Below are 24,277 nucleotides of genomic sequence, written 5' to 3' on the forward strand. Positions count from 1 at the left end.
TGAGCGCATAGCTTGAGTACGTTGATATCCCGGCCAAAGAGCCAAATCTCAGATTTGGCCCGATAGGTACCGGAGGCGATTACGGCTCAGAGGATAAAGATCCCTATATCACGCTTTCGCCGGACCTTTTGCAGCGTCGTCAAAGCAAGCGCCTTCTAGTCGGCCGCCCTGGACGCATTTTTTTCGGTTCGGCCACCGACAAACCTCCGCCGCCCCGTAATAAGCTAAAAACCTCGAACCAGAAGTGGCCATCCAAGACACGCCCGTCCATCTTGGCACACAGCGCGCACCAAGCTACCGCAAGCGTAGCATCAGTACCATAAACTGCCCGCGCCGCTGATGCGGCGGCTCCAGGCTCGGAATCGAACAAAGTAGAGATATTGGCGCCTGCAAAAGACGATTGGCAATCTTTAGAAGAACCGGAAACAGCCATAGGAAATTCTCCCGCGAGTGTCCGACACGGGTTGATCAGTTGGCCGGACGTTGTTCTCACAAGTGAGTCACGACTGCGGATATCGCGTGCGTCGTGTGATCCCTGGCCGTTTCCTATTTGTTTGGCCGATCCAGCTGGATCGTCGAACTACATCTCTCCTGTTAATTGCCCAGGCTTTCACCCTGGCAGCATTGATCTCCTATTTTGTTGCAACATTATCTTGATCGACACGTTAGCATTTTCCCTATTTACACGCAATATCGAATTGTGACAGAAAAATTACGCTACGCTAACGCGAAAATCTGACGTTTTCGCGAATGGTGGAAAGAATTTTTGTTGCACCAAATGGGTGCTGAGCGTTACCGGCTTTGCTTGGCGGATCGCCTCATCTTTTGAAAGGCTGCTATCGATGAAACCGCTCGTCCTCATTTGCTCACTAGATTACGAGCTTTATCTTCTCCTTGCATATATCCTGAATGCTGAAGGTTTCGATTCCATCTTGGCCGAGGGGACGGAAGAAACGCTAGCCAGGATGAGCTTAGATGGCTTGGTTGCCGTAATAATCGACTGTGACATCGATGCTTTTCCCATCCGAGATTTTGTGACGGGAGTCAGGGCAGCTTCAAATCACCAAGCTTTGCCCATCGCTGTCTTCGTAGGAGCCGGCAAGCAGGAACTCTACCTTGAGGCCCTTAAAGCGGGCGTGAATGAGATTTTCATGCGCCCATTCAATCCAGAGCGTTTTTTATCGTACCTGGGAAGCTTATTGCCGGAAAAGATTTTTCGACCAGGCTTTGAAAAATATTCACATAACGTCTTGATCTACGCGGGAATCACTATGGAGCTTGATGCTCGAAGAGTTGATTACAAAGGTCATGAGGTGCGGCTCAGTCCGATCGAGTTTCGTCTTCTTCAACAGTTTATGCAAAGACCAGAATATGTGTTCAGCCGGGACGATCTAATCCAAGCGGCTTGGCCAGCAGGGTTGTTCGTCGAGCCGCGAACCGTCGATGTTCACGTGGGACGTCTACGTCGAGCACTCAAGAGCATCATAGGTCGGGACATTATCCGCACGGTGCGTGGTGCTGGCTACGCACTTGAAGACTCTGATAAGATAACTTGAAGGCAGAAAGATCGCGTCGCAATCACCCGGTCATGAATAAAGCCGGGTGCAGTGGCATTCACAAAGGTTTCGACTTTCGAGTCATTGGCTTCTCAGTATCTTCCGACAATATTATCGCAATCATCGTTGTTCCCCGGACCATTTCACGGCAAAAAACCACGTCGCGTCTCAGTTGAGATGCGAACGGCGCGACAGTATCCATTCGCTGATCGCGTCGTTGGTCCCACGCAAACAATTCGGATCTTTTCAATGAGCGATGATCATCAATCGCCCACGGCTGCAGCCGTGCAGCGGTCTTACCGCAATACTCTTAGCGTTATCGATTTCGCCGAACGAAATTTGGCAGCCGCTGAACAAGAGGGGCTTATGGCCCTCTATGCCAAGCCGTCAAAGGATCGATCCGTTTTCTTGCCCACGGTCTCCCACGACCGCAAGGTTATAGACTTCGTTCGCTGCTCCTACCTCGGCCTCGACAATCATCCGCGTATCCTCGAAGGCGCCGTACAGGCAGTGAGACAACATAATGCGCTGCATTGGTCCTGTGCGAGGACGCGATTGAATTTCGGCTTTCTGGGCGAATTGGAAGAAGCTCTATCCGACTTATTCGCGGCACGGGTCATAACCTACACCACGGTATTGGCTGCCAATATGGGAGCCTTGCCACTCTTAGCATCGGGGCATCTGACGGAAAATAAGCGACCAACGATCGTCTTTGATCGCCTGGCGCACGCAACACTTGCCTTCCACAAGCCCGTCGCAGCCTGCGAAACGCAAGTGGAAACAATTGCCCACAACGATCTCAACACACTTGAGGACATCTGCCGACGCAACGATCGCGTCGCTTACGTCTGCGATGGTGCCTATTCCATGGGTGGCAGCGCGCCGATAGCAGATCTCCTGACCCTACAAGACCGCTATGGATTGTTTCTCTATATTGATGACGCTCACGGTATTTCCCTTTTCGGCACATCAGGCGAAGGTTTCGCGCGATCGCAGTTAGGTCCGAACCTTGGCGAACGCACGATCATTGCTGCATCGCTCGGCAAGGGATTTGGTGCTTCGGGCGGCTTGCTGATGCTTGGTACATCACGACAGGAACAATTGTTTCGCCGTTTTTCCGTTGCCTATGCCTTTTCCGCATCGCTGAATCTCGCAGCGATTGGCGCAGCCATGGCGTCACAATCGCTTCATCGCACCGAAGAACTCAAGTTCCGTCAAGACGCACTCGCACGGAGGATTATTGCATTCGATCGAAAGGTGGCAAGCGAACAGGCTGGCTCAACGCTGCCAATTCGCACTATAGAATTCGGAGACGAAAATTCAGCCATCCGGGCCGCACGCCGTATTCTTAATAAAGGCTTTTTCACCTCCGTCATCTTTTTCCCGACCATTGCAAAGGACAAGGCTGGCTTGCGCATCTGTGTCACAGCGAGCCACACCATGGAGGATATAGAGGGATTGTCCCGAGCCATCAGGGAAGCGCGCGAGGAACAGGGATCGAACTGATGATCAATGCATCGGATTAGAAGGCCTTCGCGAATTATACCGCGAGAGGTCCAATAAGCCCGCATACATCAGCGCAGGGCCGAGCCACTCCCGCAAATCAAGGCGGCTTCAAGATGTACGAGTATGTAGCGGAAATTCGCATTCCATTGTCCGATGCCAATACATTGCTCGAGCAAATTTGCCGACCGATCGCGGGTCTGTGTCATTCAGTGCCAGCGAAAGACCGGGCGCGAATCCTAAAGTTTGATGGCGGCCATGCCGTTGTCCAGGTGGCAGGTTCCGGATTGATCTGCTTGGTTGCCGCAGAAAACATCCTCACCCTTCTTGGCATCAGAACGGTACTTGAGACGCGGCTCTTCAAATTATCAAATTCCAAGCCTCAGTGGATCCACGGGGGCGACCGAGGGTGAGTTCACCGAAAATCACTGAAAGGCGCGAGCCTCCTTCATCCGAAGATCTTCTGGATTCGCCGATTGTCACGCCCCCGTGAGGAGCCAAAAACTCTGGCAATTTTGCCCGGCCATGGTGCGCTCAAATAAGCGGCGAGCACCGGTTAACTCGATTTAGCCTCTCCGATGCGCCGCAAAGCGGTGCTGCCCGCTTATAATGTTGGAGCCAGAGCAGAAAATTCGCTTGGCAATCGTTTTCCGCTGCATCCGCGCGGGGTCTGTATGGCACTGCAGGCGGTGGCCGGAGACGTTCAGCACATCATCGACGCGGCCGGTGATCCAGTAATAGCCGTCCTCATCGCGCCGGCAGCCGTCACCCGTAAAGTATTTGACCTTGTAGGTCGAGAAATAGGTCTGGATGAAACGTTCATGATCGCCATAGACCGTGCGCATCTGGCCGGCGTGACGTCCAGCATCTCCGCCACCATGCCGGCGGAGACGAACGGCCGCGCCATCACCCGCTCGACCAGATCCAGCAATTTGGACGACGCCCGCCGTCCTACCAATTTCAGCTCCATCATTTTTTCGCAAGCGCCAGCCGATCGTGCTCCTTTAGCCCGATCTCTGCGGACGCCAGGACTCCGGGCGTGATCGCCAGCAGTCGGATCTCCCAGTCACGATGCCGGCGCCGATCGAAGGGGATGGATTTCAAGCCGAGATTTACGGCGGCCAGTAGCCCGCCGAGCCACGGCGCGTCCTGCGACACCGCCAACTCGTTCCAGGCATCTTGGATTTTTTTTGTAACGCCGACATTCTACCGTTCCACCCTGTCAGGTAGGTCTTTTGAAATTTTTCGGGCCTTCTGCGGTCAAAAATCGAACTATGTCGCTTCAGTCACGAGCTTTGTATTGAAGTAGCTTTCCATCGCCTCTGTGCCGCCTTCTGAGCCGTAACCGGAGTCTTTCACGCCTCCGAAAGGCAACTCTGGCAGCGCCAGCCCATGTTGATTAATAGAAAGCATCCCACTTTCTATATCGCGGGCGAGCGCGGCGCTTGTCTTTGCGGATTTCGTATAGGCATAGGCGGCAAGTCCGTAGGGCAGTCGGTTCGTCTCCAAGATGGCCGCGTCGTAATCCGCAAATGCGCTGACCAATGCGATGGGGCCGAAAGGCTCCTCATTCGCAATACGCGCGTCCTGGGGAACACCGGTGAGAATAGTGGGCTGGACGAAATTTCCTCGATTTCCTAGCCTCTTGCCGCCGGTCGCAATGCTTGCTCCATGAGATACGGCGTCCGCTGTCAACGCTTCCATAGCCTCGACGCGACGGGCGTTGGCAAGCGGCCCCATGTTCACGCCATCCATCAAACCGTCGCCCACTTTTATCGCTTCGGCTGCCTTCACAAAGCCTTCCAGAAATCTCTCATACACGCCCTGCTGAACGAGAAAGCGCGTGGGCGCCACGCAGACCTGCCCGGCATTTCGAAACTTTGCGCCACTCAATATCCGAACGGCCAGATCGACATCCGCATCATCGAACACGATCGCCGGCGCGTGCCCGCCCAGCTCCATCGTCACGCGCTTCATATGGGCGCCTGCAAGTGAGGCAAGCTGTTTTCCGACCGCCGTCGATCCTGTGAAGGAGATTTTGCGGATCACCGGATGCGGAATGAGGTAGCTCGATATGTCGGCCGGTATGCCGAAGACAAGATTGAGGACGCCGGCCGGCAAGCCCGCGTCAGCGAATGCCCGAACAAGTTCAGCACAACTCGCCGGCGTCTCTTCCGGTCCTTTCAAGATAATCGAACAGCCAGCAGCAAGAGCTGCGGACACTTTTCGAACCGCCTGGTTCAATGGGAAATTCCAAGGACTGAAGGCCGCCACCGGGCCAACGGGCTCCTTTACGACCATCTGTCTGACATTCATCGCTCTTGGAGGAATCAAACGGCCGTAGGCGCGACGCGCTTCCTCGGCAAACCAGTCGATAATATCGGCCGCAGTCGAGGTTTCCGCCAGGGACTCGGCCAATGGCTTACCCTGTTCCAGCGTCATCGTCCTGGCGATCACCGTCGAGCGCCCACGCAGAATTTCAGCCGCCTTGCGAAGGAGTTTCGCCCGCTCAAACGCACTGACCTGACGCCATTGTTGGAACCCGGCCGATACTGCGGCAAGTGCCTCGTCGAGATCATTGTTGCTGGCATTTGAGACGTTGCCGATAACCTCGCTCGACGCCGGATTTACGACGGGCAGTCGCTCATTCGAGCCGTCGCGCCAGACCCCGTTTATATAGAGCCCTGTGTTCGGATACTCCGACATTTCAGTTCCATCCTTTTTTGTCAGTAACCGAGGGCACAACCGTCTTTTCTATGATCGGAAGCGCCCAACAAGGTGCCATTCTGATCATCGATCCAGATCGCCTGCGCCCCGCCGATCGCCCATTTGGGTGCGACAACCTTAAAACCGAGAGCTTCGAGATCGTTACCGATCGCCGCGCGAAGCTGCGCCTCAGTCTCGACCGTGGCCGTGCCCGGAAGCGGGAACAGACGCGGAAGATCGACTGCACTTTGGATATCGAGATCGTAGTCAAAAAGCTTGGAAAGGAAGTGGGCGTGACCCATCGCCTGGTAATGTCCTCCCATGACGCCGAATGAAAGTACGGCTTTTCCAGCGCGCGTCACCAGCCCCGGAATGATTGTGTGCATCGGCCTTTTGCGCGGACCTATCGCGTTCGGATGACCATCTTTCATGACGAAACTCTGGCCGCGATTATGAAACAAGACACCCGACTTCGGAGCCATCAGGCCGCTTCCGTAAGGATGGAAGATCGAATTGATGAAGCTCGCGACATTTCGGTCCTTATCGACCACCGAAATGTAAACGGTATCCGAATGCTCGACACTGTCGATAATCGCTCCGACATCGACTGCTTTCCGCAGATCTATTTTTGCGGCAAGACCGTCTATAAACTGATCGGACAAAAGGTGTTCGACCGGGACAAGCGACGTTTCCGACTCGGCCACCCATCGATCGCGCGCCGCATAGGCAAGCCTCGTTGCCTCCACCTCGATGTGCAGATTATCGACGCTTAGCGGATCGCCCTTGCGCTCGAACCTCTCCAAAATCCTGAGGATCATGAGCGCGATGATGCCTTGACCGTTGGGCGGGCATTCGTGGACGGTCCATCCTCGGTAGATCGCGCTGATCGGTTTTACATATTCACCGGAGGCGGAGGCAAAGTCCTCCGCCGTGTGCAAACCGCCCAGCGACTTCAGCTTGGCCAGCATATCCTCGGCAATCGGGCCGCGATAGAATCCGTCACGGCCCAAGATCCCGATAGCTTCCAGCGTCTGCGCGAGTTCACGCTGACGTTGGACCGATCCGACAGCGGGAACCTGATCGTCAGTCAAAAAGATGCGACGGGTCGACGGATCACGTAAAAGCAAGTCTCGCTGGTTTGAAATGTCGGCTGCCACCCTCGGCGTGATCCCATAGCCGTCCCGTGCCAGCGCGATTGCCGGAGCAAGTATCTCCGCGATCGGCATTCTGCCGTGGTCGGCGACAAGGCGTGTCCAGGCATCCACCGCGCCCGGAATCGCCACGGCATGGGGCGATGACCGGTCGATGGTGGTAATGCCGTTATTCTTGTACCAGTCGTATTTCGCCGCAGCGGGCGTACGTCCCGAGCCGTTATAGGCCACGACCTGGTCGCTGCCGTTTGCCGTCAGCAATGCAAAGCAGTCACCACCCACGCCGGTGGACCCCGCCTCTACCACACACTGGACGGCGCAGGCGCCGACGGCGGCATCAATGGCCTTGCCACCGCTCTTCAGTATCTCGATCGCGGTCATGGTCGCCATCGAATGGGATGTCGCCGCCATCCCATTGCGCCCGACGGCGATCGATCTTCCCGGAGTTTCGAAATTGCGCATCTTCAATCGTTCCTCAGTACAATCCACTCGCCCTGGCCCAGGCATAGCTGTCATCCAGCGCGCGGGTGGAGCGGTCAAACAATTCGTTGATCTGCCCCTCGGTGATGATCAGCGGCGGGCACAGCGAGTAATTGTCGCCCAATGCTCGGGTGATGACGCCGTGGGCCTGCGCTCTTCGTCCGGCGTGGATAGCAATGCCATGGGCCGGATTGAACGCCTCTTTCGTCTCCTTGTTGCGAACGAGTTCAAGCGTTCCGATCAGACCCCGACCACGGGCGTTGCCAACGAGCGGATGCTCGCTGAGATCATTCAGTCGGCGCTGAAATAACGGCGCTACGTCCTGGACATGGCCGACTATGTCTCGCTCCTGGTATATCTTGAGGGTTTCCAGCGCGACGGCGGTGGCGACTGGATGGCCGCTATAGGTGAAGCCATGGCCGAAGGTTCCGATCTTCTCGCTTTCTGAAACGATCGCAGAATGGATCTTTTCATTGATCATCAGTGCTGAGATTGGCTGGTAAGCTGCCGAAAGCTGCTTTGCCATCACGATCATATCCGGTTGCAGCCCGAAGCTTTCAGAACCGAACATCGTCCCAAGCCTGCCGAAGCCGCAGATCACCTCGTCTGCGATTAGCAGCACGTCGTATTTCTTCAGAATTGCCTGAATTTTCTCGTAGTATGTTGGCGGCGGGACGATGCAGCCGCCTGATGCCATAAGCGGTTCGGCAAAGAACGCACCGATTGTTTCCGGCCCTTCCGAAAGGATCAGTCTCTCAAGCGATTCCGCGCAACGTGTGGCAAATTCCTCTTCCGTCTCACCCGGCTGGCCGTAGCGATAGAATTCCGGGCAATCCGTATGCAGCACGCGGGCGATCGGCAGATCGAAATCACGGTGATTATTGGGGAGCCCCGTCAGGCTTGCCGAGGCGATTGTCACGCCGTGGTAGGCACGCATACGCGAGATGATCTTTTTCTTTTCCGGCCTGCCGATCGCATTGTGATAATACCAGACAAGTTTCATAGCCGTATCATTGGCCTCGGAACCCGAATTAGCGAAGAACACCTTCGACATCGGGACAGGTGAAAGCTCGATGAGCCTGTCGGCCAGCTCGATGGCCGTCTCATGCGATTTACCACCAAAACTGTGATAGAACGGCAATTCCTTCATTTGCCGGGTCGCGGCATCGACCAGCCGCTGTTCGCTGAAGCCAAGCGATGCGCAAAACAGCCCCCCAAGACCTTCGATATACTTATTGCCCTCGCTATCGACGATATGGATGCCCTCGCCCCTTGCAATCACCAGCGGACCGTCCTTCAAATGTTGCGAGGCATTGGTGTAGGGATGCAGAACGAAAGCAGCGTCCCGAGCTTCAAGGGAATTAAGAAGGATGGTCACAATGGCTCTCCAAATGAGGTATGTTTCGATAGCGACGCTTGGCAAAGCTCCGCCGGTCAGCCGATGAGACCTTTTGGTGCACCGGCTGCCATTTTTGTCGGGGTAAGAATTTCAGCGCTCAATCAATCAAGATTTGTCTTGATCCATTTCTGCGCAAGTTTGTCGATCGTGCCGTCCGCCTTGGCTGCTTTGATCGCGGCATCGAACATGGACTTCAGGACCGTATCGTCCTTGCGAAGTCCTGCGGCAATACCCTGCCCGAAGACCCCGCCTTTGAAGGTCGGACCGGCTATCGTGTAGTCTTTGAAGTCGTCCTTTCGAAGCGTGGCGGTCAGCGATGTTTTCTGCGCAACGACCGCGTCGATGCGGCCGGCCTGAAGATCCAGATCATGCTGCTCGACAGTTTTGTATTCTCTAGGATCGACAACGCCCTTGAAGTAGGTATCGAGGAATACTGCGTTCGCCGTCGATACCTGGGCGCCGACCGTCTTGCCCTTGAGGGCGTCTCGAAGCGGCTGCAATTCCTGCTCGACCTTCGCTTTGTCTCCGGCAAGATCGACCGTAGTTCCGGTACCTGGCAGATTTGCAAGCGGACCGGTCTTGTCGACCATGAAGGCCGCCGCAGTCGGGGCATAGGGCTCGCTAAACGAAATGACGGCAAGACGCTTTTCGGTAACGATCATCGAGGCCATGATGGCATCGAACTTTTTTGCATTGAGCGATGGAATGAGGCCGTCCCAATCCTGCGCGACGATCGTGCATTTGATCTTCATGCGCGCGCAGAGGTCGTTGGCGAGATCGATCTCGAACCCGGCAAGCTTGCCATCAGGTCCAGTGAAGTTCCAGGGTTCGTACGCGCCTTCGGTCGCAATAGTAATTTCGGTTGGCTTTGTCTCGGCGGTGGCAGCGCCAGCAAAGGCAACACCCAGTAAGACGGACGTCAGCAAGAGTTTTGATAATTGCATGTTGCATTCCCCTTTTTGTTACCCCCTGTCCTTTTGCGGACAGGGCGGTGCAGCATTCACGACGCCCAGCCCCAGTCGCTAGGACGCGCGAATCTTGATTGCCTCCGCCGCTAGGCAGAGGAGCTCGAATAGAACCTGCGCCGCGATTTGCGCCGTGTTCGTTGTTGGATCATACTGCGGAGCGACCTCCACGACGTCGCCGCCAACGATATTCAATCCCGCAAGACCTCGCAGAATGCCCAGCGCCTGGGCTGAAGTCAGCCCACCGACTTCAGGCGTCCCCGTACCCGGCGCAAACGCCGGATCGAGAGAATCGACATCGAAGCTGATATAGGTCGGACCCGAGCCGACGATTTCCCTCGCCCTTGCGATGACCGCCCCTGTGCCGATATCGCCGACCTCTTCCGCATGTATGACAGTCATGCCGGATGCATACGAGAACTCCCATAGATATTCCGAATTTCCTCGAATGCCGATCTGAACTGTCCGCCGCGGATCCAGCACGCCATCGAGAACCGCCTGCCGGAAGGGGCCGCCATGATGGAATTTGCACCCCTCAAAGGAGCCGCCGGTATCGCAATGCGCATCGATATGGATCATCCCCACCGATCGATCCTCGCCGACAGCCCGGAGAATGGGAAGACCGATCGAGTGGTCGCCACCGACCACCAAAGGCACAACGCCCGCCTTGACCACCCCGAGGACAAATCGCTCGATATCCTCATGGGATGCGGTGAGATCAAAGCGGCTCCTGAACGGAACATCGCCGACATCGGCGACCCGTGCATGGGCGGTTGGAATGGCGCGCAACACATGCTCATAAGGACCGACCCGATCGACATTGCGAACGGCACGCGGCCCGAACCGCGCACCTGATCGGTTCGTCACGCCAAGATCCATTGGTATCCCGAAAAGCGCGATGTCGATGCCGGTAAAATCCGGCGACGCATCAGGACGATAAGGAGCCTTCAAAAGCGTTGGTATGCCGCAATAAGGAGCCTGACGGCTGTCGCCATCCCCAAAGACCAGCTCGGCAACCTTTCGAAACTCCGGATCGAACATGTCGCCGCCTGAAGCATTCGAAAAGCGCTCCCGCAATTCTTCCAGGCTTAGAATCTCCGGCATCGGGCCTCCATTTGTCCTGTACCCACATTTCAAGCCACTTCCAAAATGCAGATGAAAGGCCATTGCTTGTTGTGGTCAACATTGTATACATAATCGTATTCTCCTTGATCAAGCAAGAGGGAAAAAGCTATGGTGCCACCGACAGGACTCGCTGAACGGGCGGAAATATGGAAAGGGAATTGATTGGCATCGACCAAAACGGAACAGCGAGGCTCTTTGCGTGAGAGCACGTACTCGCAGCTGAAGGATCTCATCCTCAGCGGCCAACTACGCCCCTCGGAGCGACTGTCGGAAAACACGCTTGCCAAGCGCTTTGGCGTCAGCCGGACGCCGTTGCGCGAAGCGTTGATGAAGCTTGAAGAGGAAGGATTGATCGTCGGACAACGAAACCTCGGATACACGGTCACCGACCTGGACGTCACCAAATTCTGCAATTTGCTGGTTGTTCGCGAGGCGCTCGATGTCTGCGCAGCGCAGCTTGCCTGCGAGATGGCGACCGAAGAAGACCTTGACCGGCTTCGAGGCGTAATCGCTCAGATGATCGAGCTCAAGGAGACGACCAATGAGGCGCCGTCCGACGCCGCCCGCAACCTAGACCTTGGACTGTACATCCACCGAGTCATTGTGGAATCGACTCGGAACGAGGCTCTCGTAAGGGTAACCGACCAAGTCTACCAGCAGCTTCGTTTGGCCCTGTGGCTCGAGGTTCTCTGGGTCGATCTCGAGCACACGGATCTTGATGAGCATCGGGCAATTGCGGATGCTATCTGCGCACGCGACCGCGAGGCGGCTGCAAATGCAGCGCGCGCGCATGTGCAAAGCTCGCTCAAGAACATGTCGAAGCTCCAGCGCATTTGGGCGCATCGGCGGACTGTCGACTGAGCCAAAGCCAAGCTTTCACAAAGAGGTTCACGCATGGAGCTTATCGATAGTTATCTGGCACTCGTCGGCGTCGGGCAGACAGGCTGGGGTCCGCTCCTTCTGACGGCCGCCGCCATGACAATTGGCGTTTCCGTGTGTGGCTTTCTGGCTGGAACGGTCATCGGCTCCGTTATTACCATTATGCAGTTGTCGCCGCACATGGCCGTTCGCTGGCTTGCCGACTGCTACACCACAATTCTTCGCGGCGTGCCGGACCTTCTGATCATCTATCTTTTCTATTTCGGCGGAAGCTCGCTGCTCGGATCTGTCGGCGGCCTGCTCGGCTATCATGGTTTCATCGGAATGCCCGCCTTCCTGACCGGAACCCTGGCACTTGGCGTCGTCTCGGCCGCCTATCAGGCCGAAGTCTTTCGTGGGGCCTTCAAATCGGTTGCGCGCGGCGAAATTGAAGCGGCCAGCGCCGTTGGCATGCGGCCGTGGCCCAAGTTCAGGCGCATCATCGCACCTCTCGTGCTTCGCTACGCCATTCCGGGACTTGGAAACACCTGGCAACTTGTACTGAAGGAATCGGCATTGATCTCCGTGACCGGGCTTGTCGAACTCCTCAGGCAATCGCAAATCGCCGCCGGGTCCACACGCCGCCCGTTTGAATTCTACCTGACGGCGGTCGTCCTTTATCTCGTTATAACCTGGGTCTCCTCGATCCTGTTCAGGAAAATGGAAGCCCGAACAACTCAAGGGATAAGGAGGGCCTTGTGATGGATATAGGCTTCATGAGGGAAACGCTCCTCACACTTCTGACCGGTTTGCCGCTAACCATCGAACTTGCAGTCACATCCATTCTGGCGGGGAGCGTCCTGGCACTTGTCATCGCGCTCATTGCGGTGATGGGCGGCACCATAGGTCGAACCTTAACCGGCGCCTATGTCTTCGTGTTCAGAGGTTCACCTCTCCTTGTCCAAATGTTCCTGATCTACTATGGCCTCGGTCAATTCCGGTATGGACTGCAGGATCTTGGCGTCTGGTGGTTCTTCCGTGAACCTTGTTGGTGCGCCGTGTTGGCGTTGACGCTGAACACAGCCGCCTACTGCAGCGAAATCTTTCGAGGTGGCCTGCAGGCCGTCTCCATGCAACAGGTTGAGGCGGCGCGCGCTTGCGGCATGTCCGGCATCCTGTTGTTCAGGCGCATCATTCTTCCGGTTGCCATAAGGCACGCATTGCCTGCCTACGGGAATGAGATCATCCTGATGGTCAAGGCAACGGCGCTTGCTTCTGTGATCACCATCATGGAAGTCACCGGTCTTGCAGGAAAATTGATTGCGGACAGCTTTCGGGCTTTCGAAATCTTCATCGTTGCAGGGGCGATTTACCTTGCGATCAATTTCGTTGTCACGCGTATGCTCATGGTGGTCGAATTTTGGCTTTCACCACATTTGCGCATGCCACCCAATCCTACCACTTAACGGGAGGACGCATGTTAGTCAGGGGAACAGTCTTGGTCAGCGATAACATACAAAAGAGCGCTGCCGTTTCGGTCAAGGATCTCAGAAAGTGCTTCGGCCCGCTGGAGGTTCTCAAAGGCGTTTCGCTAGAAGCTCACGAAGGCGACGTGATATCGATCCTGGGCTCTTCCGGCTCCGGAAAATCGACGATGCTCCGATGCATCAATATGCTTGAAGTGCCAGACAGTGGCGAGATACGCATCGGCGGCGAGATGTTCTCCCTGAAAAAGGGGCGCCACAGGACCGAGCCTGCCGACCGCAGGCAGGTCGATCGGCTGCGGGAACACATTGGCATGGTGTTTCAGAGCTTCAATCTTTGGTCGCACATGACCATTTTGGAGAATGTAATCGAAGCGCCGGTGCATGTGCAGAAGCGCAACCGTGCTGAATGCGTCGCGGAAGCAGAAGCGCTGCCGAACGAGTTGGAATCGCCGACAAGCGAAATTTCTATCCAGCCCATCTATCTGGAGGTCAGCAGCAACGCGCGGCGATTGCTCGTGCTCTTGCGCAGCGGCCGAAGGTCATGCTGTTTGACGAGCCGACCTCTGCGCTTGATCCCGAACTTGTTGGCGAAGTGCTTAAAGTCATGCGCTCGCTTGCCGAAGAGGGTCGAACCATGCTGGTCGTAACGCATGAGATGGCGTTCGCGCGGGACGTTTCCAATAAAATCGTGTTTCTCCACAAGGGCGTTATCGAAGAGACGGGAAAGCCCGCGGAACTTTTCAAGCATCCCAAGTCCGAGCGTTTTCGCCAGTTCCTCGCACACGAGCGACACTGAGAGGTCCACTGCGGATACAGACTCGGCGATCGCTCGGAGCAGTTTCTCAAAATGACGTGCGGCTCGCCTCTCGGTTCGCTGGTCTTTTTGAAATCGCGCTTGGCACGATATTTCGAAAGATTGTCGGCCATGGTCCTATGGAGGATACAGAACACCGCCGGCGGCTGGTGGTTTCGACAGCAGATCCGACGTTCCGCATTGAAATGATTGATATCGCCGCGCAGCCTGCTATGTTCCCTTTTTGTTTCGACGCGAATTTCAAGATGCCGACCCCATCGCTATCGCTGAAGCCGACATGAACGATATGAGCTCGACACCCATCCGAAAAATAGTTCACATCGACATGGATGCTTATTACGCGTCAGTCGAGCAGCGCGATAACCCGGAACTGCGCGGCAAGCCGATTGCCGTCGGCGGATCGGCGGCCCGCGGCGTCGTGGCGGCGGCGAGCTACGAGGCGCGCGCCTTTGGCGTTCATTCGGCCATGCCGTCGGTCACAGCCAAGCGCAAATGCCCGGAACTGATCTTCGTGCCGCCTCGCTTCGACGTTTATAAGGCGGTGTCACAGCAGATCCGCGAGATCTTTGCGGAGTACACGCCTCTCATCGAACCGCTATCACTCGACGAGGCCTATCTCGATGTCACCGAAAACCTGAAGGGCATGGAGATTGCCACCGAGATTGCGTCGGAGATCCGCGCCAAAATCAAAGAGATCACCGGCCTCAACGCATCGGCCGGGATTTCCTACAACAAATTCCTCGCCAAGATGGCGAGCGACCTCAACAAGCCGAACGGCCAGGCCGTCATCACGCCGAAGAACGGACCAGCCTTCGTCGAGGCTCTCCCCGTTAAAAAGTTTCACGGGGTCGGCCCGGCAACGGCCGAAAAGATGCATCGGCTGGGGATCGACACCGGCGCGGACCTCAAGGATAAGACGCTCGAGTTCCTGGTGGAGCATTTCGCGAAGTCGGGACCGTATTTCTACGGCATTGCCCGCGGCATCGACGAGCGGCAGGTCAAGCCGAACCGGGTGCGCAAATCCGTCGGGGCCGAGGATACGTTTTCGCAGGACCTGCATGCCTATGAGCCGGCCCGCGAATGGCTGCAGCCGCTGATCGAAAAGGTCTGGGGTTATTGCGAGGCCAATGGGATCGGCGCGAAGACCGTGACGCTCAAGGTCAAATATGCTGACTTCCACCAGATCACCCGCAGCAAGACGTTTGCAGCAGCCCTGCCGGCGATCAGCGATCTGGAGGACATCGTCGGACTGCTGCTGGCGCCAGTCTTCCCGCCGCGCAAGGGCATTCGCCTGCTCGGCGTCACCTTGTCTTCGCTGGAGCGTCGCGTCCCGGCCGCGGAGCCGCAGTTGCGATTGGCGCTTTATTAGATTTCAGATGATCGTCCGGCCAATCAATCCGTCTACTGAAGCATCTTCTCGATGTGCTGCTGCGGTGTCGCTGAGCTCTCGTGCCGCCCTGAAGTAAGTCCAGTGAGAACCACAACTGCTGCAACCACGATGTAAATAATGGTGCCTTTGGGCTTTCGGTCCGACAGGCAATGCCTTGTCGACTCCAGCGAGTGCGAATGTTCAGACATCTTGTTCCTTTAGTATTGAACGAGATATATTTAGGCGATCAGCAGTGCCTAATAAATGAATAGATTCGCGCGGCTCCTCTGCAAGGGGCGAATACCGGTCGCTTCGAGCGGCGTTATTCGGTCGCTCCGGCGGACCGATCGTGTCGTTATTTGCTTGCCTCACATCGAGTTTTTGCCAAAACGGCCAATAATCTGAAAATCACCGGTCCAAGACACCAGTTTACTGAATCCGATATTTTGCCGCCCATTCCGCCAATGCGGGCCTTAATTTCCGGACCGAATTTATAAGGGCTTGACTTGATGACGACACCGCGCCGTCTGCAACCTCCGTCGTTGATAGAGTGGTCTAAGATTTTGCGATCAAAGCAGCGTCGATACGACGCTTTCAAAGACTGAAATCATGTCCCCATTTGTCACAGCAAAAGTGTGATCAACAAAGCCATGCCTCGATACGGTCGAACCTCATGCCGTCTTGTAAATGGGAGGTGGATTTCCGGTAAGGGTTGCCTGAACTTCGGCAGCCATTCTTTCTCTTATGCGAGGGATCATCAAAACTCCTCCCACTCCCTAACGACAGCCGCGCTGCCTATTTCAACGCCCGTGAGGACAACCGGATTTAGAAGTAGTTTTCTGTAATTTCACCTGCTTCACTGGATCATTGAAACGCAAACGGGCGCCCTGAGGAAACGATTAAGCACTCCCTTACAACTCCATCGGATCGGGACGAGTTCAAGCTGCCGCGTTTGCAAAGGAACCGAGAAATCGAAGAGTGGCCCGCGGGATTGCTGGACGCGGATCTGGACGGGATGCTTGTCTGGTATCCGGGGGATGGCTGCACTCAAATCGAGAAGCCACAGGCGCTCTGTGTCATGCAGCTTTTCAACCATCAGACACACCATCGGGGCCAGGTCCACGGCATGCTCACGGCAGCGGGCGCAGAACCACAACCGACTGATCTTCAAATGTTGGAGTAGATTGCCTGCTTTCCTGATCTGGGCACGTTCCAAACCAAAAACAATGCGGCTGCGCGCGCAGCGGCGAGACTATTGAACGTCAGTCATATCTAAGCGGTTGGCGTTCGTAGACCGGCAGCGCTTGAGTAATGGCCTTGCCCGCCTGGGAGTGCCCGCAAGGCGGACACCCCAAAACGCGAAAACTACTTCTGAATACAGGTATCCACCGTATCCTTGGTGCATTCGTCAAGGCCGGTGAAGACCGGATCATCGACCTTCTTGCCGGCAATCAGATCCATCATCACGGAAGGTGCCTTGTAGCCCATCTCGAATGGCCGCTGGCCGACGAGCGCAGTAACCAAACCTTCGCGTGCGATTGCCACTTCGTCGCCGATGGTGTCGGCGGCGCCGATGACGAAATCGTTGCTGGCGAGGCGCTTGGCCATGGGCTTGAACAAATCCCGGTAAGGCTGCGGCGCACCGAACAGTGGCCAGCCGCCTTCGATCGCGAAGGCATCGAGATCCCGATTGGCGGCGAGAATGTCGGTCATCGCCTGAACGCCCTTGGCACCGTCATCATTGGTGAAGACCGGGCAGCCCGCGACTTCGGTCCAGCCGCCTTCGCCCTTCAACTCCGTTAGCCCCTTCTTGCCGGTCAGAGTGTCGCGCGTACCCTGAGCCCGACGCAGAATGTTGTCGGCGCCGGGATTACCTTCGATCAGGCATATTTTCCCGCCATTGGGCTTGGCCTTCTTGATGTATTCGCCGATACGAACACCCATCAGGTAGTTGTCCGTTCCGAGATAGGTCTTGCGGAGAGCCGAATCTTCGGCGGCAAGGTCAGCGTCGATGGTCATTACCGGGACCGACGGATTGGACGTCTTAATGGTCTGGGCGATAAGCTTTGCGTTTGACGGCGAAATCGCGATTGCAGCCGTGTCGGCCTTCCCGAGCATGTCTTGGACGATCTGCGCCTCTCCGGCCTCGTCGGAGGTCGATGCCGGACCGGTGTAAAAGCACTCATATTCCGAGCTGGCATTTTCCTTGTTCCACTTCTGGCAACCCTGGTTGATTGCCTCGAAGAACGGGTTGTCTAGGCCTTTCACCACGATGACGAGCTGCTTTTTGGCAAGTGCATCCCCCGAAGCAAGCGCCAGCACTGCGGCGGTAATCAATAATGCTTTCCTCATTGGTTCCTCCCACTTGAAACAGACGGACACTGCGCGTCCGTCATGCGATCAACCCGGATACCAGACGACGCGCGGATCATTGCGTGGCCGTTCGTAACGCCAAGCCGAGTCAATGAGCATTTCCAGATCGTATTTGGGCTGCCAGTTCAGCAGGTACTTGGCCTTGCTGTTGTCCATCCAGTTCGAATGATACCGGCTTGGTATGTCGACGGCGTCGAGGCCTTGCGTGCGGGCAAGGTAAGCGGCGACCTCCGCATAGTCGACGGGTCGATCCATGCAGATGTTGAAAAGCTCTCCCTTGGCACGCGGGTTGTCGATCGCCGAAAGAATCGCCGAGACGAGATCATCGACATGCACGAAATTGCGTTTCAGCGGGCGCCCGTCGGAATCGCGCAGCAGAGGCACGGTCCCCATTCTTGCATAGCGCTCGGCGTCGGCCATAGGAACCAGCGTTTTCCAGTCTGGACCGCCGAATACATCGTCGCCGAAGGACAAGCTGTATTTGAAGTCGTCCTTTTCCATGATCCAGGGCGCACGAAGGCAGCAGCCATTGATGCCATATTGGATTGTAAACTGCTCCAGCGTCACCTCTTCCAGCACCTTTGACAGCGCGTAGCACCCTGGATAGGCTCGATGCGGCGCATGTTCGGTCACCGGACCGTCATGGCGATAATAGAAATGGCCGATACCGGCGTCGCCGCCGATGAGGATGAGCTGGCGCGCGGTCGCGCTTGTGCGGAATTCCTCAAGCAGCCAGAACAGACCCTTGACCGTCACGTCCATGACGTCGTCGGGAGTTTCCTTGCAGGTGGCAAGATGCAGGACATGGGTCACTTCGGAAAGAGCCGCAACCACCACGTTCCGATCCGCGATGGATCCGCGTGTCACCTCAACGCGGTCGCTTTCAGGGCACAGGCGATTATGGCAAAGCGCGCGAATGCGCGCTTTTGAAAACCGCGGGTCGTCAAGCAGCCCGGCGATGAAATGCTGCCCGACCTTGCCCGTCGCTCCGGTGACAAGGATCAGCATACCCCTTCCTCCACAAACAGCTAATATTCTGCCGGTTCACTCGTCAACGAGTATTTGTCTTTGCTAAACAATTTTTGAGCTAGCTGATCCAATTCATCGGGCGATTGATTGACGCTCTCGCCAGGTTTTGCGTAAATATAAGCTATCGCTTTTCCAGGAGGAGATCGGAGAAGCGAAACCGTGGTCCGACAAGGCAGTTGTTCCAGGCCGGCAGGATTCGGGAGGCTAAAAGGCTGGTGACGGTTCTCGAGCTTACAAACATTTCCAAGCATTTTGGTGCAATCCAGGCGGTCAACGACGTTTCGTTTTCGCTGGAGGCAGGACAGGTCGTCGGCCTAATGGGCGACAACGGCGCCGGCAAGTCGACATTGGTCAAGATGATCGCCGGCAACTTCCGCCCAAGCCACGGAATGATGCGGCTAGAGGGTGCCGAACTTGTTCTCCATCGTCCGGTGGAAGCACGGCAGCATGGCATCGAGATCGTCTATCAGGACCTCGCGCTCTGCAACAATCTGTCGGCGGCGGCGAACGTCTTTCTCGGGCGCGAGCTGCGGTATGGCGTCGGTCCTCTGCGAGTGCTCGATTATAAGGCGATGTATAAGCGGGCCGGGCAAATCTTCAAGGAGCTCAAGTCGGAGACCCGGCCACGCGATCTCGTCAAGCAGATGTCCGGCGGCCAACGGCAGGCGGTGGCGATCGCCCGCACCATGCTATCTGAGGCGAAGATCGTGTTGATGGACGAGCCCACGGCGGCAATTTCGGTCCGGCAGGTGGCCGAAGTTCTGAACCTGATCCGCCATCTGCGCGACCGCGGCATCGCTGTTATCCTGATCAGCCATCGCATGCCGGACGTCTTCGACGTGGCCGATAGGGTCATCGTCATGCGACGGGGCCGAAAAGTCGCCGACAAGCCAATTGCAACAAGTTCCCCCGAAGAAGTTACCGGGCTCATCACAGGGGCTATCGAACAGGTCTGAGACGGTAAGCGTTTTGCGAAGAAAAGAAGGTCGACAATGGCAATCACCTTGGACCGGACAATCGAGCAGAAGCAGCATAGCTGGCTGGCTGCCATTTTGGCGAGCCAGACCTTTTGGGTGCTGATCGCCGTCATTCTCGCCTGTCTTTTCCTGTCCTTTGCGACGGATTCCTTCGCGACGGCCAAGAACCTCTATAATATCACCCGAAATGTTACCTTCGTTGCCATCATCGCTCTCGGAATGACGATGGTCATCATCACCGGCGGTATCGACCTGTCGGTCGGATCCGTGCTCTGCCTGTGCAGCATGGTGCTCGCGGTGGTCATGCATGCCGGCTACAGCATCGAGGTCGGCATCGCGGCTTCGATCGGCACGGCGCTTCTGATCGGCGTCTTTAACGGCCTACTGATCGCCTATCTCGGCTTTCCGCCCTTTGTCGTCACGCTGGGCATGCTGTCGATCGCGCGCAGCATTGCCATGGTCGCCTCCAACAACACCGTGGTTTTCCAGTTTGGACCGGATCACGACAAGCTGCTGGCGCTCGGCGGCGGTGCCTGGCTTTTGGGCATTGCCAATCCCGTGATCTACATGATCGTACTGGCGCTAATCACCGGCTTCCTGCTGCGCTGGACCAGGTTCGGTCGCTATATCTTCGCGATCGGCGGCAATGAGCACGCGGCAACGCTCACGGGCGTGCCGGTCAGGAAGATCAAAGTTGCCGTCTACATGATATCCGCCCTTTCAGCAGGGCTCGCCGGCATCATTCAAACGGGCTGGCTTGGCGCCGTCACCACCAATATCGGTGCCGGCATGGAACTCCAGGTCATTGCCGCCGCCGTCATCGGAGGCGCCAATCTCGCCGGAGGCGTCGGCACCGCCTTCGGCGCGCTGATCGGGGCTGCCTTGATCGAGGTGATCCGCAACAGCCTCGGCCTGCTCGGCATCAATGCCTTCTGGCAAGGGACCTTCATCGGCGGAGCGATCGTGCTTGCCGTCCTCTTCGATCGGATCCGCAATTTCCGACAGAGCGAATAGCCGGAGATTGACGGAGCCCATCACCGGAAGATTGATCTTCGGAATTGATTACGTGCCGTCCCTGATCCTGACCCCAGGCGCGATTGTCGCGGTGTTCCGCTGCAAGGCCGGTATTCTGACAGTCCTCGCCGCCTGCTCAATCCTTGGGCTGGCCTATGCATGGGGTCGGTGTAGAGAACGCAATCGCGAGCAATGAGAGAGATGCAAGGCATTCACCCGGCTACATGGCTTCTCGCTGCGCGCTCTTTGCGCGACTTCGGCGACGCCTTCGTTGCTATCCTGTTGCCGGTCTATCTCCTTGCTCTGGGCTTCTCACCTCAGCAAGTCGGCGTCATCGCCGCGGCGTCTCTCTTTGGCTCTGCACTCCTGACGATCGTCATTGGATTTCTTGGTGCACATCAAGATCGTCGTGGCTTGCTGCTGGCCGCCGCCAGCCTGATGGTCGTGACTGGTCTCCTCATGTCGATGGTCAATAATTATGCACTGCTCCTGGTGATCGCGCTTGCCGGAACGATCAATCCGTCGGCGGGCAGCGTGAGCATCTTCGTGCCACTTGAGCATGCCGTGCTCGCTGGCGAAGTGGCCAGTCTCGATCGAACACGAATGTTCGCGCGCTACAGCCTCGTCGGGGCGCTAGCAAGCGCCGTTGGGGCGCTGGCCGCTGCAGTACCGGAACTTATGGCCGGATTTGGGCTGGCGCAGCTGACCGCCATCAAGCTGATGTTCCTTCTCTATGCCGTCGTTGGCGTCCTGGGCGGCGTTCTTTATACTCGCATCCCCCCTGGTCCGGCGGGGCCCGCACCAACCAAACCGGCGGCACTTGGACCTTCGCGCGCCATCGTCTTAAAGCTAGCAGCTCTCTTCAGTCTTGATGCCTTCGCTGGAGGTTTCGTGGTCCAGTCGCTGCTCGCCCTGTGGCTGTTTGGGCGATTCAATCTTTCGGTTTCCGAGGCTGGCGTGTTTTTCTTCTGGACCGGTGTGCTCTCGGCGTTCTCATTTCCAGTCGCTGCATGGCTATCGAGTCGGATTGGGCTCATCAAAACCATGGTGTTTACCCATATTCCGTCCAGTATCGCCTTAGCTCTCGCTGCATTCGCGCCCACTTTGCCGTTGGCGCTCGCTTTGCTGCTCATTCGAGCCGCGCTGTCGCAGATGGATGTGCCGACCCGCTCTTCCTATGTGATGGCGGTCGTGTCGGAGGCGGAGCGTGCAGCGGCGGCGAGCTTCACATCGGTACCGCGAAGCCTTGCCGCAGCGGCGAGTCCCGCGCTCGCCGGCGTCCTCTTCGCTGCATCCTTTCGCGCTTGGCCGCTTCTCATCTGCGCCATATTGAAGATCACATACGACCTGCTACTGTTAGTCCAATTCCGGCACCTCAAGCCACCTGAGGAATCCTGAGCGTAACCCTCGCCTCAGTGGATAGTTCATCGGTTTCCACGCGATAAGCTTAGAATTATTCTGTCGCAGCAAATAGCTGCTGGCAGCTAGCCGGCTTTAACTCGCAATATTTGTCCGCCAAACCTCCCCATATCGCAGGCTTCACGTCGGAGATTTCTGGCCTCCGGCGACGGTGATCACTCCGACGATGATTAGGCCGGTTAGCAGCAGGCGGATGCCGGCACTGACCCCGAACGTGTTGAGCATGGTCAAAAGCAGTACAATGAAGAGCGCCGCACCCCAGACACCCGGAACGTTCGCCTTCCCGCCCGCAACGGAGGTTCCCCCAATCACCACCACCGCGATCGATGCCAGCAAATACTCGTCGCCGATATCGACATTGGCGCCGCGAAAATAGCCCGCAAGCAAGGCGCCGTTCAAACCTGCCAATGTGCCCGATAGCGTGTAGGTCAGGAACCGAACCCACCCGACATGAACCCCCGCCAACCAGGCAGCCCGAATGTTTTGGCCGATCGCGAGGACGGAGCGACCATAGATCATTTGTCGCAGAGCGACGGCTGCGCCGAGCGTAAAGGCCGCGGTCAGAATCGCGAGCAGCGGAATGCCAAGGATTTGCACATTGGTAAAGGCAGCAAAGCCCGGTGGTGGCTTGATCTGCAATCCGCGACCAAAGCTGATATCGATCGACTGGATGATGAAGCTCGCCGACAGAGTGGCGATGATCGGCGGAATGCGCAATGCCCAGATCAATAGATAGTTGGCAACCCCGATTGCCGCACCGCTGGCGAGCGCTGCCAGAAGCCCGATCGCAATCATATTGTCCTGCCCATCCATGACTTTCATCGCGATCGCGCTGGCAAGACCGATATTGGCCGGCAGTGACAAATCGACATTACCGGGTCCCAGGGTGATGACGAACATTTGACCGATGCCTGCAATCACCATGAAGACTGCGAGCGACAATGCTGCTGTTATCATACCTCCAGCGCCGTAGCCGCCGGTGAAAATGATCGTGACAAGCCATACTAGCAATGCGCCGATAAAGGACCATATCCACGGCTGTGCTGTTAATGCCTTGATCTGCTGCATGGCGTTTATGCCTCCTTCCGGCTGATGAGCACGCGCGCAGCAAGGACGATGATCAGGATCGCGCCATTCGCCGCGACCTGCCAATCAGGTGGGATATGCATAAAGGTCAGCAGCGAAGAGGCTGCAAGCGCGAGCGTCAGTGCGCCTATGACCGCACCGATCGGCGAAACCCGCCCGCCCATAAATTCGCCTCCGCCAAGGATGACGCCTGCAATCGCCAGCAGTGTGTAGCCGTTGCCGATGTTTGCATCTCCCGAAGAGGTGATGCCGATCAACGTCATGCCGGAAAGAACTCCGAAGAGCCCGGCCAAGGCAAACAGAGTGACCTTGGTCCGCAGCAGCGACCAACCGGCGCGACTGAGCGCAGCGGGGTTACCGCCAGAGCCCCGCAGAATGACCCCATAGGACGTGCGCATCAATCCGAAATGCACCACAACCGCGATAACAACGGCTGCGACGATCGGGAAAGGTATGAAGGGTGGCTTGAAGGAGGTGATCGCCTGCAGCCATTCCGGCGCTTTGCCGCCCGGCTTTGGCAGAACCAGAATCGCAAGCCCTTGCCAGATGAAACTCATTCCCAGCGTGACGACGATCGAAGGCAGATTACGCAGATGGATCAACGCACCAAGCAACGCGTATATCGCAATGGATCCCAACAGAACGGCCGCGCCGAGAAGCGGGGCATCTCGCAACCATGTTGCCGTGACACAACCGACAAAGCCGACGAAGGTCCCGATGGACAGGTCCAGCTCATTGCCGGCAATGACGAACATTTGCGCAATTGTCGCAAGTGCAATGGGAATTGCAAGGTTCAGCATCAGGCTGAAACCAAAATAGGAAATGGCGCGCGGATTAAGCCAGGCTATAGCGATCAGCACCAGCGCCAGCGAAAGCGCCGGCAGAAGCGCTCGCAACATGCGCGCTCGGCTGGCAGACCCTCTAGCTGCGGTTCTGAACGCGGTCTCCGGATTTACAGTCGTCATG

At 56.8% G+C, this 24,277-nt stretch carries 22 protein-coding genes and 3 pseudogenes; 12 read left to right on the forward strand and 13 right to left on the reverse strand.

All coding sequences use genetic code 11. The features are described from left to right. Positions 1-139: 139 nt before the first annotated feature. Positions 140-433: a hypothetical protein gene (locus tag K290_RS37510; RefSeq protein ID WP_154668689.1), complete on the reverse strand. Its 294-nt coding sequence runs from the start codon at positions 431-433 to the stop codon at positions 140-142. Positions 434-842: 409 nt separating this feature from the next. Between K290_RS37510 and K290_RS35205 the strand changes: the two genes are divergently transcribed. From K290_RS35205 to rctB, 3 genes are all read left to right on the forward strand, one after another. After that, entirely contained in the window at positions 843-1,556 is a 714-nt protein-coding gene (locus tag K290_RS35205) for a winged helix-turn-helix transcriptional regulator (protein ID WP_037136472.1), read from the forward strand. Between the two features lie 249 nt (positions 1,557-1,805). Further along, positions 1,806-3,062, forward strand: coding sequence for an 8-amino-7-oxononanoate synthase family protein (locus tag K290_RS0128145; RefSeq protein WP_028754902.1), 1,257 nt, complete (start codon positions 1,806-1,808; stop codon positions 3,060-3,062). A gap of 113 nt (positions 3,063-3,175) precedes the next feature. Beyond that, positions 3,176-3,472 carry an SMa0974 family conjugal transfer regulator gene (gene rctB, locus K290_RS39005; RefSeq protein WP_028754903.1) on the forward strand — a complete coding sequence of 99 codons (297 nt, stop codon included), beginning with the start codon at positions 3,176-3,178 and terminating at the stop codon, positions 3,470-3,472. Between the two features lie 153 nt (positions 3,473-3,625). On the opposite strand, the gene K290_RS38875 is transcribed toward rctB, so the two are convergent. The 7 genes and pseudogenes from K290_RS38875 to speB form a co-directional block, all read right to left on the reverse strand. After that, positions 3,626-3,904 carry an AMP-binding protein gene (locus K290_RS38875; RefSeq protein WP_028754904.1) on the reverse strand — a complete coding sequence of 93 codons (279 nt, stop codon included), beginning with the start codon at positions 3,902-3,904 and terminating at the stop codon, positions 3,626-3,628. Then, a pseudogene (locus tag K290_RS36595) lies at positions 3,895-4,238 on the reverse strand (DUF1612 domain-containing protein); the annotation flags it as partial. The pseudogene K290_RS36595 and the gene K290_RS38875, both read right to left, overlap by 10 nt. A gap of 93 nt (positions 4,239-4,331) precedes the next feature. Then, a complete protein-coding gene (locus K290_RS0128165; protein WP_028754906.1) occupies positions 4,332-5,765 on the reverse strand; it encodes an NAD-dependent succinate-semialdehyde dehydrogenase in 1,434 nt (477 codons plus the stop codon). Between the two features lie 20 nt (positions 5,766-5,785). Beyond that, positions 5,786-7,378 carry a gamma-glutamyltransferase family protein gene (locus tag K290_RS0128170; protein ID WP_028754907.1) on the reverse strand — a complete coding sequence of 531 codons (1,593 nt, stop codon included), beginning with the start codon at positions 7,376-7,378 and terminating at the stop codon, positions 5,786-5,788. A 13-nt stretch (positions 7,379-7,391) separates the two neighbouring features. Then, entirely contained in the window at positions 7,392-8,774 is a 1,383-nt protein-coding gene (locus K290_RS0128175; protein WP_028754908.1) for an aspartate aminotransferase family protein, read from the reverse strand. A gap of 122 nt (positions 8,775-8,896) precedes the next feature. After that, positions 8,897-9,739 carry a lysine/arginine/ornithine ABC transporter substrate-binding protein gene (locus K290_RS0128180; protein WP_028754909.1) on the reverse strand — a complete coding sequence of 281 codons (843 nt, stop codon included), beginning with the start codon at positions 9,737-9,739 and terminating at the stop codon, positions 8,897-8,899. A gap of 78 nt (positions 9,740-9,817) precedes the next feature. Beyond that, positions 9,818-10,864, reverse strand: a complete 1,047-nt coding sequence (speB, locus tag K290_RS0128185) for an agmatinase (protein WP_028754910.1) — start codon at positions 10,862-10,864, stop codon at positions 9,818-9,820. A gap of 183 nt (positions 10,865-11,047) precedes the next feature. On the opposite strand from speB, the gene K290_RS0128190 reads away from it, so the two are divergent. The 4 genes and pseudogenes from K290_RS0128190 (at position 11,048) to K290_RS35215 (ending at position 14,026) form a co-directional block, all read left to right on the forward strand. Beyond that, positions 11,048-11,746, forward strand: a complete 699-nt coding sequence (locus tag K290_RS0128190) for an FCD domain-containing protein (protein ID WP_028754911.1) — start codon at positions 11,048-11,050, stop codon at positions 11,744-11,746. A gap of 33 nt (positions 11,747-11,779) precedes the next feature. Continuing rightward, entirely contained in the window at positions 11,780-12,505 is a 726-nt protein-coding gene (locus tag K290_RS0128195; protein ID WP_028754912.1) for an ABC transporter permease, read from the forward strand. Then, the gene (locus K290_RS0128200; protein ID WP_028754913.1) at positions 12,505-13,209 is read left to right on the forward strand and encodes an ABC transporter permease; all 705 of its coding nucleotides are present in this window, start codon (positions 12,505-12,507) and stop codon (positions 13,207-13,209) included. Before K290_RS0128195 ends, K290_RS0128200 begins: the two co-directional genes overlap by 1 nt. A gap of 11 nt (positions 13,210-13,220) precedes the next feature. After that, positions 13,221-14,026, forward strand: a pseudogene (locus K290_RS35215) (ABC transporter ATP-binding protein). 53 nt (positions 14,027-14,079) lie between these two features. Here K290_RS35215 and K290_RS39010 read toward each other — a convergent pair. After that, positions 14,080-14,157, reverse strand: a pseudogene (locus tag K290_RS39010) (DNA polymerase ligase N-terminal domain-containing protein); the annotation flags it as partial. A gap of 164 nt (positions 14,158-14,321) precedes the next feature. On the opposite strand from K290_RS39010, the gene dinB reads away from it, so the two are divergent. Both dinB and K290_RS38800 read left to right on the forward strand, forming a co-directional pair. Further along, complete coding sequence (dinB, locus tag K290_RS0128215; RefSeq protein ID WP_028754915.1) at positions 14,322-15,413, forward strand: DNA polymerase IV; 1,092 nt, start codon at positions 14,322-14,324, stop codon at positions 15,411-15,413. A 1,015-nt stretch (positions 15,414-16,428) separates the two neighbouring features. Then, on the forward strand, positions 16,429-16,596 hold the full coding sequence (locus K290_RS38800; protein ID WP_280750679.1) for a DinB family protein: 168 nt from the start codon (positions 16,429-16,431) through the stop codon (positions 16,594-16,596). A 182-nt stretch (positions 16,597-16,778) separates the two neighbouring features. Here K290_RS38800 and K290_RS0128225 read toward each other — a convergent pair whose 3' ends face one another. Further along, complete coding sequence (locus K290_RS0128225; RefSeq protein WP_028754916.1) at positions 16,779-17,765, reverse strand: substrate-binding domain-containing protein; 987 nt, start codon at positions 17,763-17,765, stop codon at positions 16,779-16,781. Positions 17,766-17,813: 48 nt separating this feature from the next. Further along, positions 17,814-18,794, reverse strand: coding sequence for an NAD-dependent epimerase/dehydratase family protein (locus tag K290_RS0128230; protein ID WP_028754917.1), 981 nt, complete (start codon positions 18,792-18,794; stop codon positions 17,814-17,816). Positions 18,795-18,991: 197 nt separating this feature from the next. Between K290_RS0128230 and K290_RS0128235 the strand changes: the two genes are divergently transcribed. From K290_RS0128235 to K290_RS0128245, 3 genes are all read left to right on the forward strand, one after another. Next, positions 18,992-19,771, forward strand: a complete 780-nt coding sequence (locus K290_RS0128235; protein WP_425337613.1) for an ATP-binding cassette domain-containing protein — start codon at positions 18,992-18,994, stop codon at positions 19,769-19,771. A gap of 36 nt (positions 19,772-19,807) precedes the next feature. Further along, entirely contained in the window at positions 19,808-20,806 is a 999-nt protein-coding gene (locus K290_RS0128240; RefSeq protein ID WP_028754919.1) for an ABC transporter permease, read from the forward strand. 192 nt (positions 20,807-20,998) lie between these two features. After that, on the forward strand, positions 20,999-22,204 hold the full coding sequence (locus K290_RS0128245) for an MFS transporter (RefSeq protein WP_028754920.1): 1,206 nt from the start codon (positions 20,999-21,001) through the stop codon (positions 22,202-22,204). Between the two features lie 141 nt (positions 22,205-22,345). Here K290_RS0128245 and K290_RS0128250 read toward each other — a convergent pair whose 3' ends face one another. After that, positions 22,346-23,293: an ABC transporter permease gene (locus tag K290_RS0128250; protein ID WP_028754921.1), complete on the reverse strand. Its 948-nt coding sequence runs from the start codon at positions 23,291-23,293 to the stop codon at positions 22,346-22,348. 5 nt (positions 23,294-23,298) lie between these two features. Then, a complete protein-coding gene (locus K290_RS0128255) occupies positions 23,299-24,276 on the reverse strand; it encodes an ABC transporter permease (protein WP_028754922.1) in 978 nt (325 codons plus the stop codon). Between the last annotated feature and the right edge of the window lies 1 nt (position 24,277).

This window comes from Rhizobium leucaenae USDA 9039 (genome assembly GCF_000426285.1).
GTDB classification, from domain to species: domain Bacteria; phylum Pseudomonadota; class Alphaproteobacteria; order Rhizobiales; family Rhizobiaceae; genus Rhizobium; species Rhizobium leucaenae.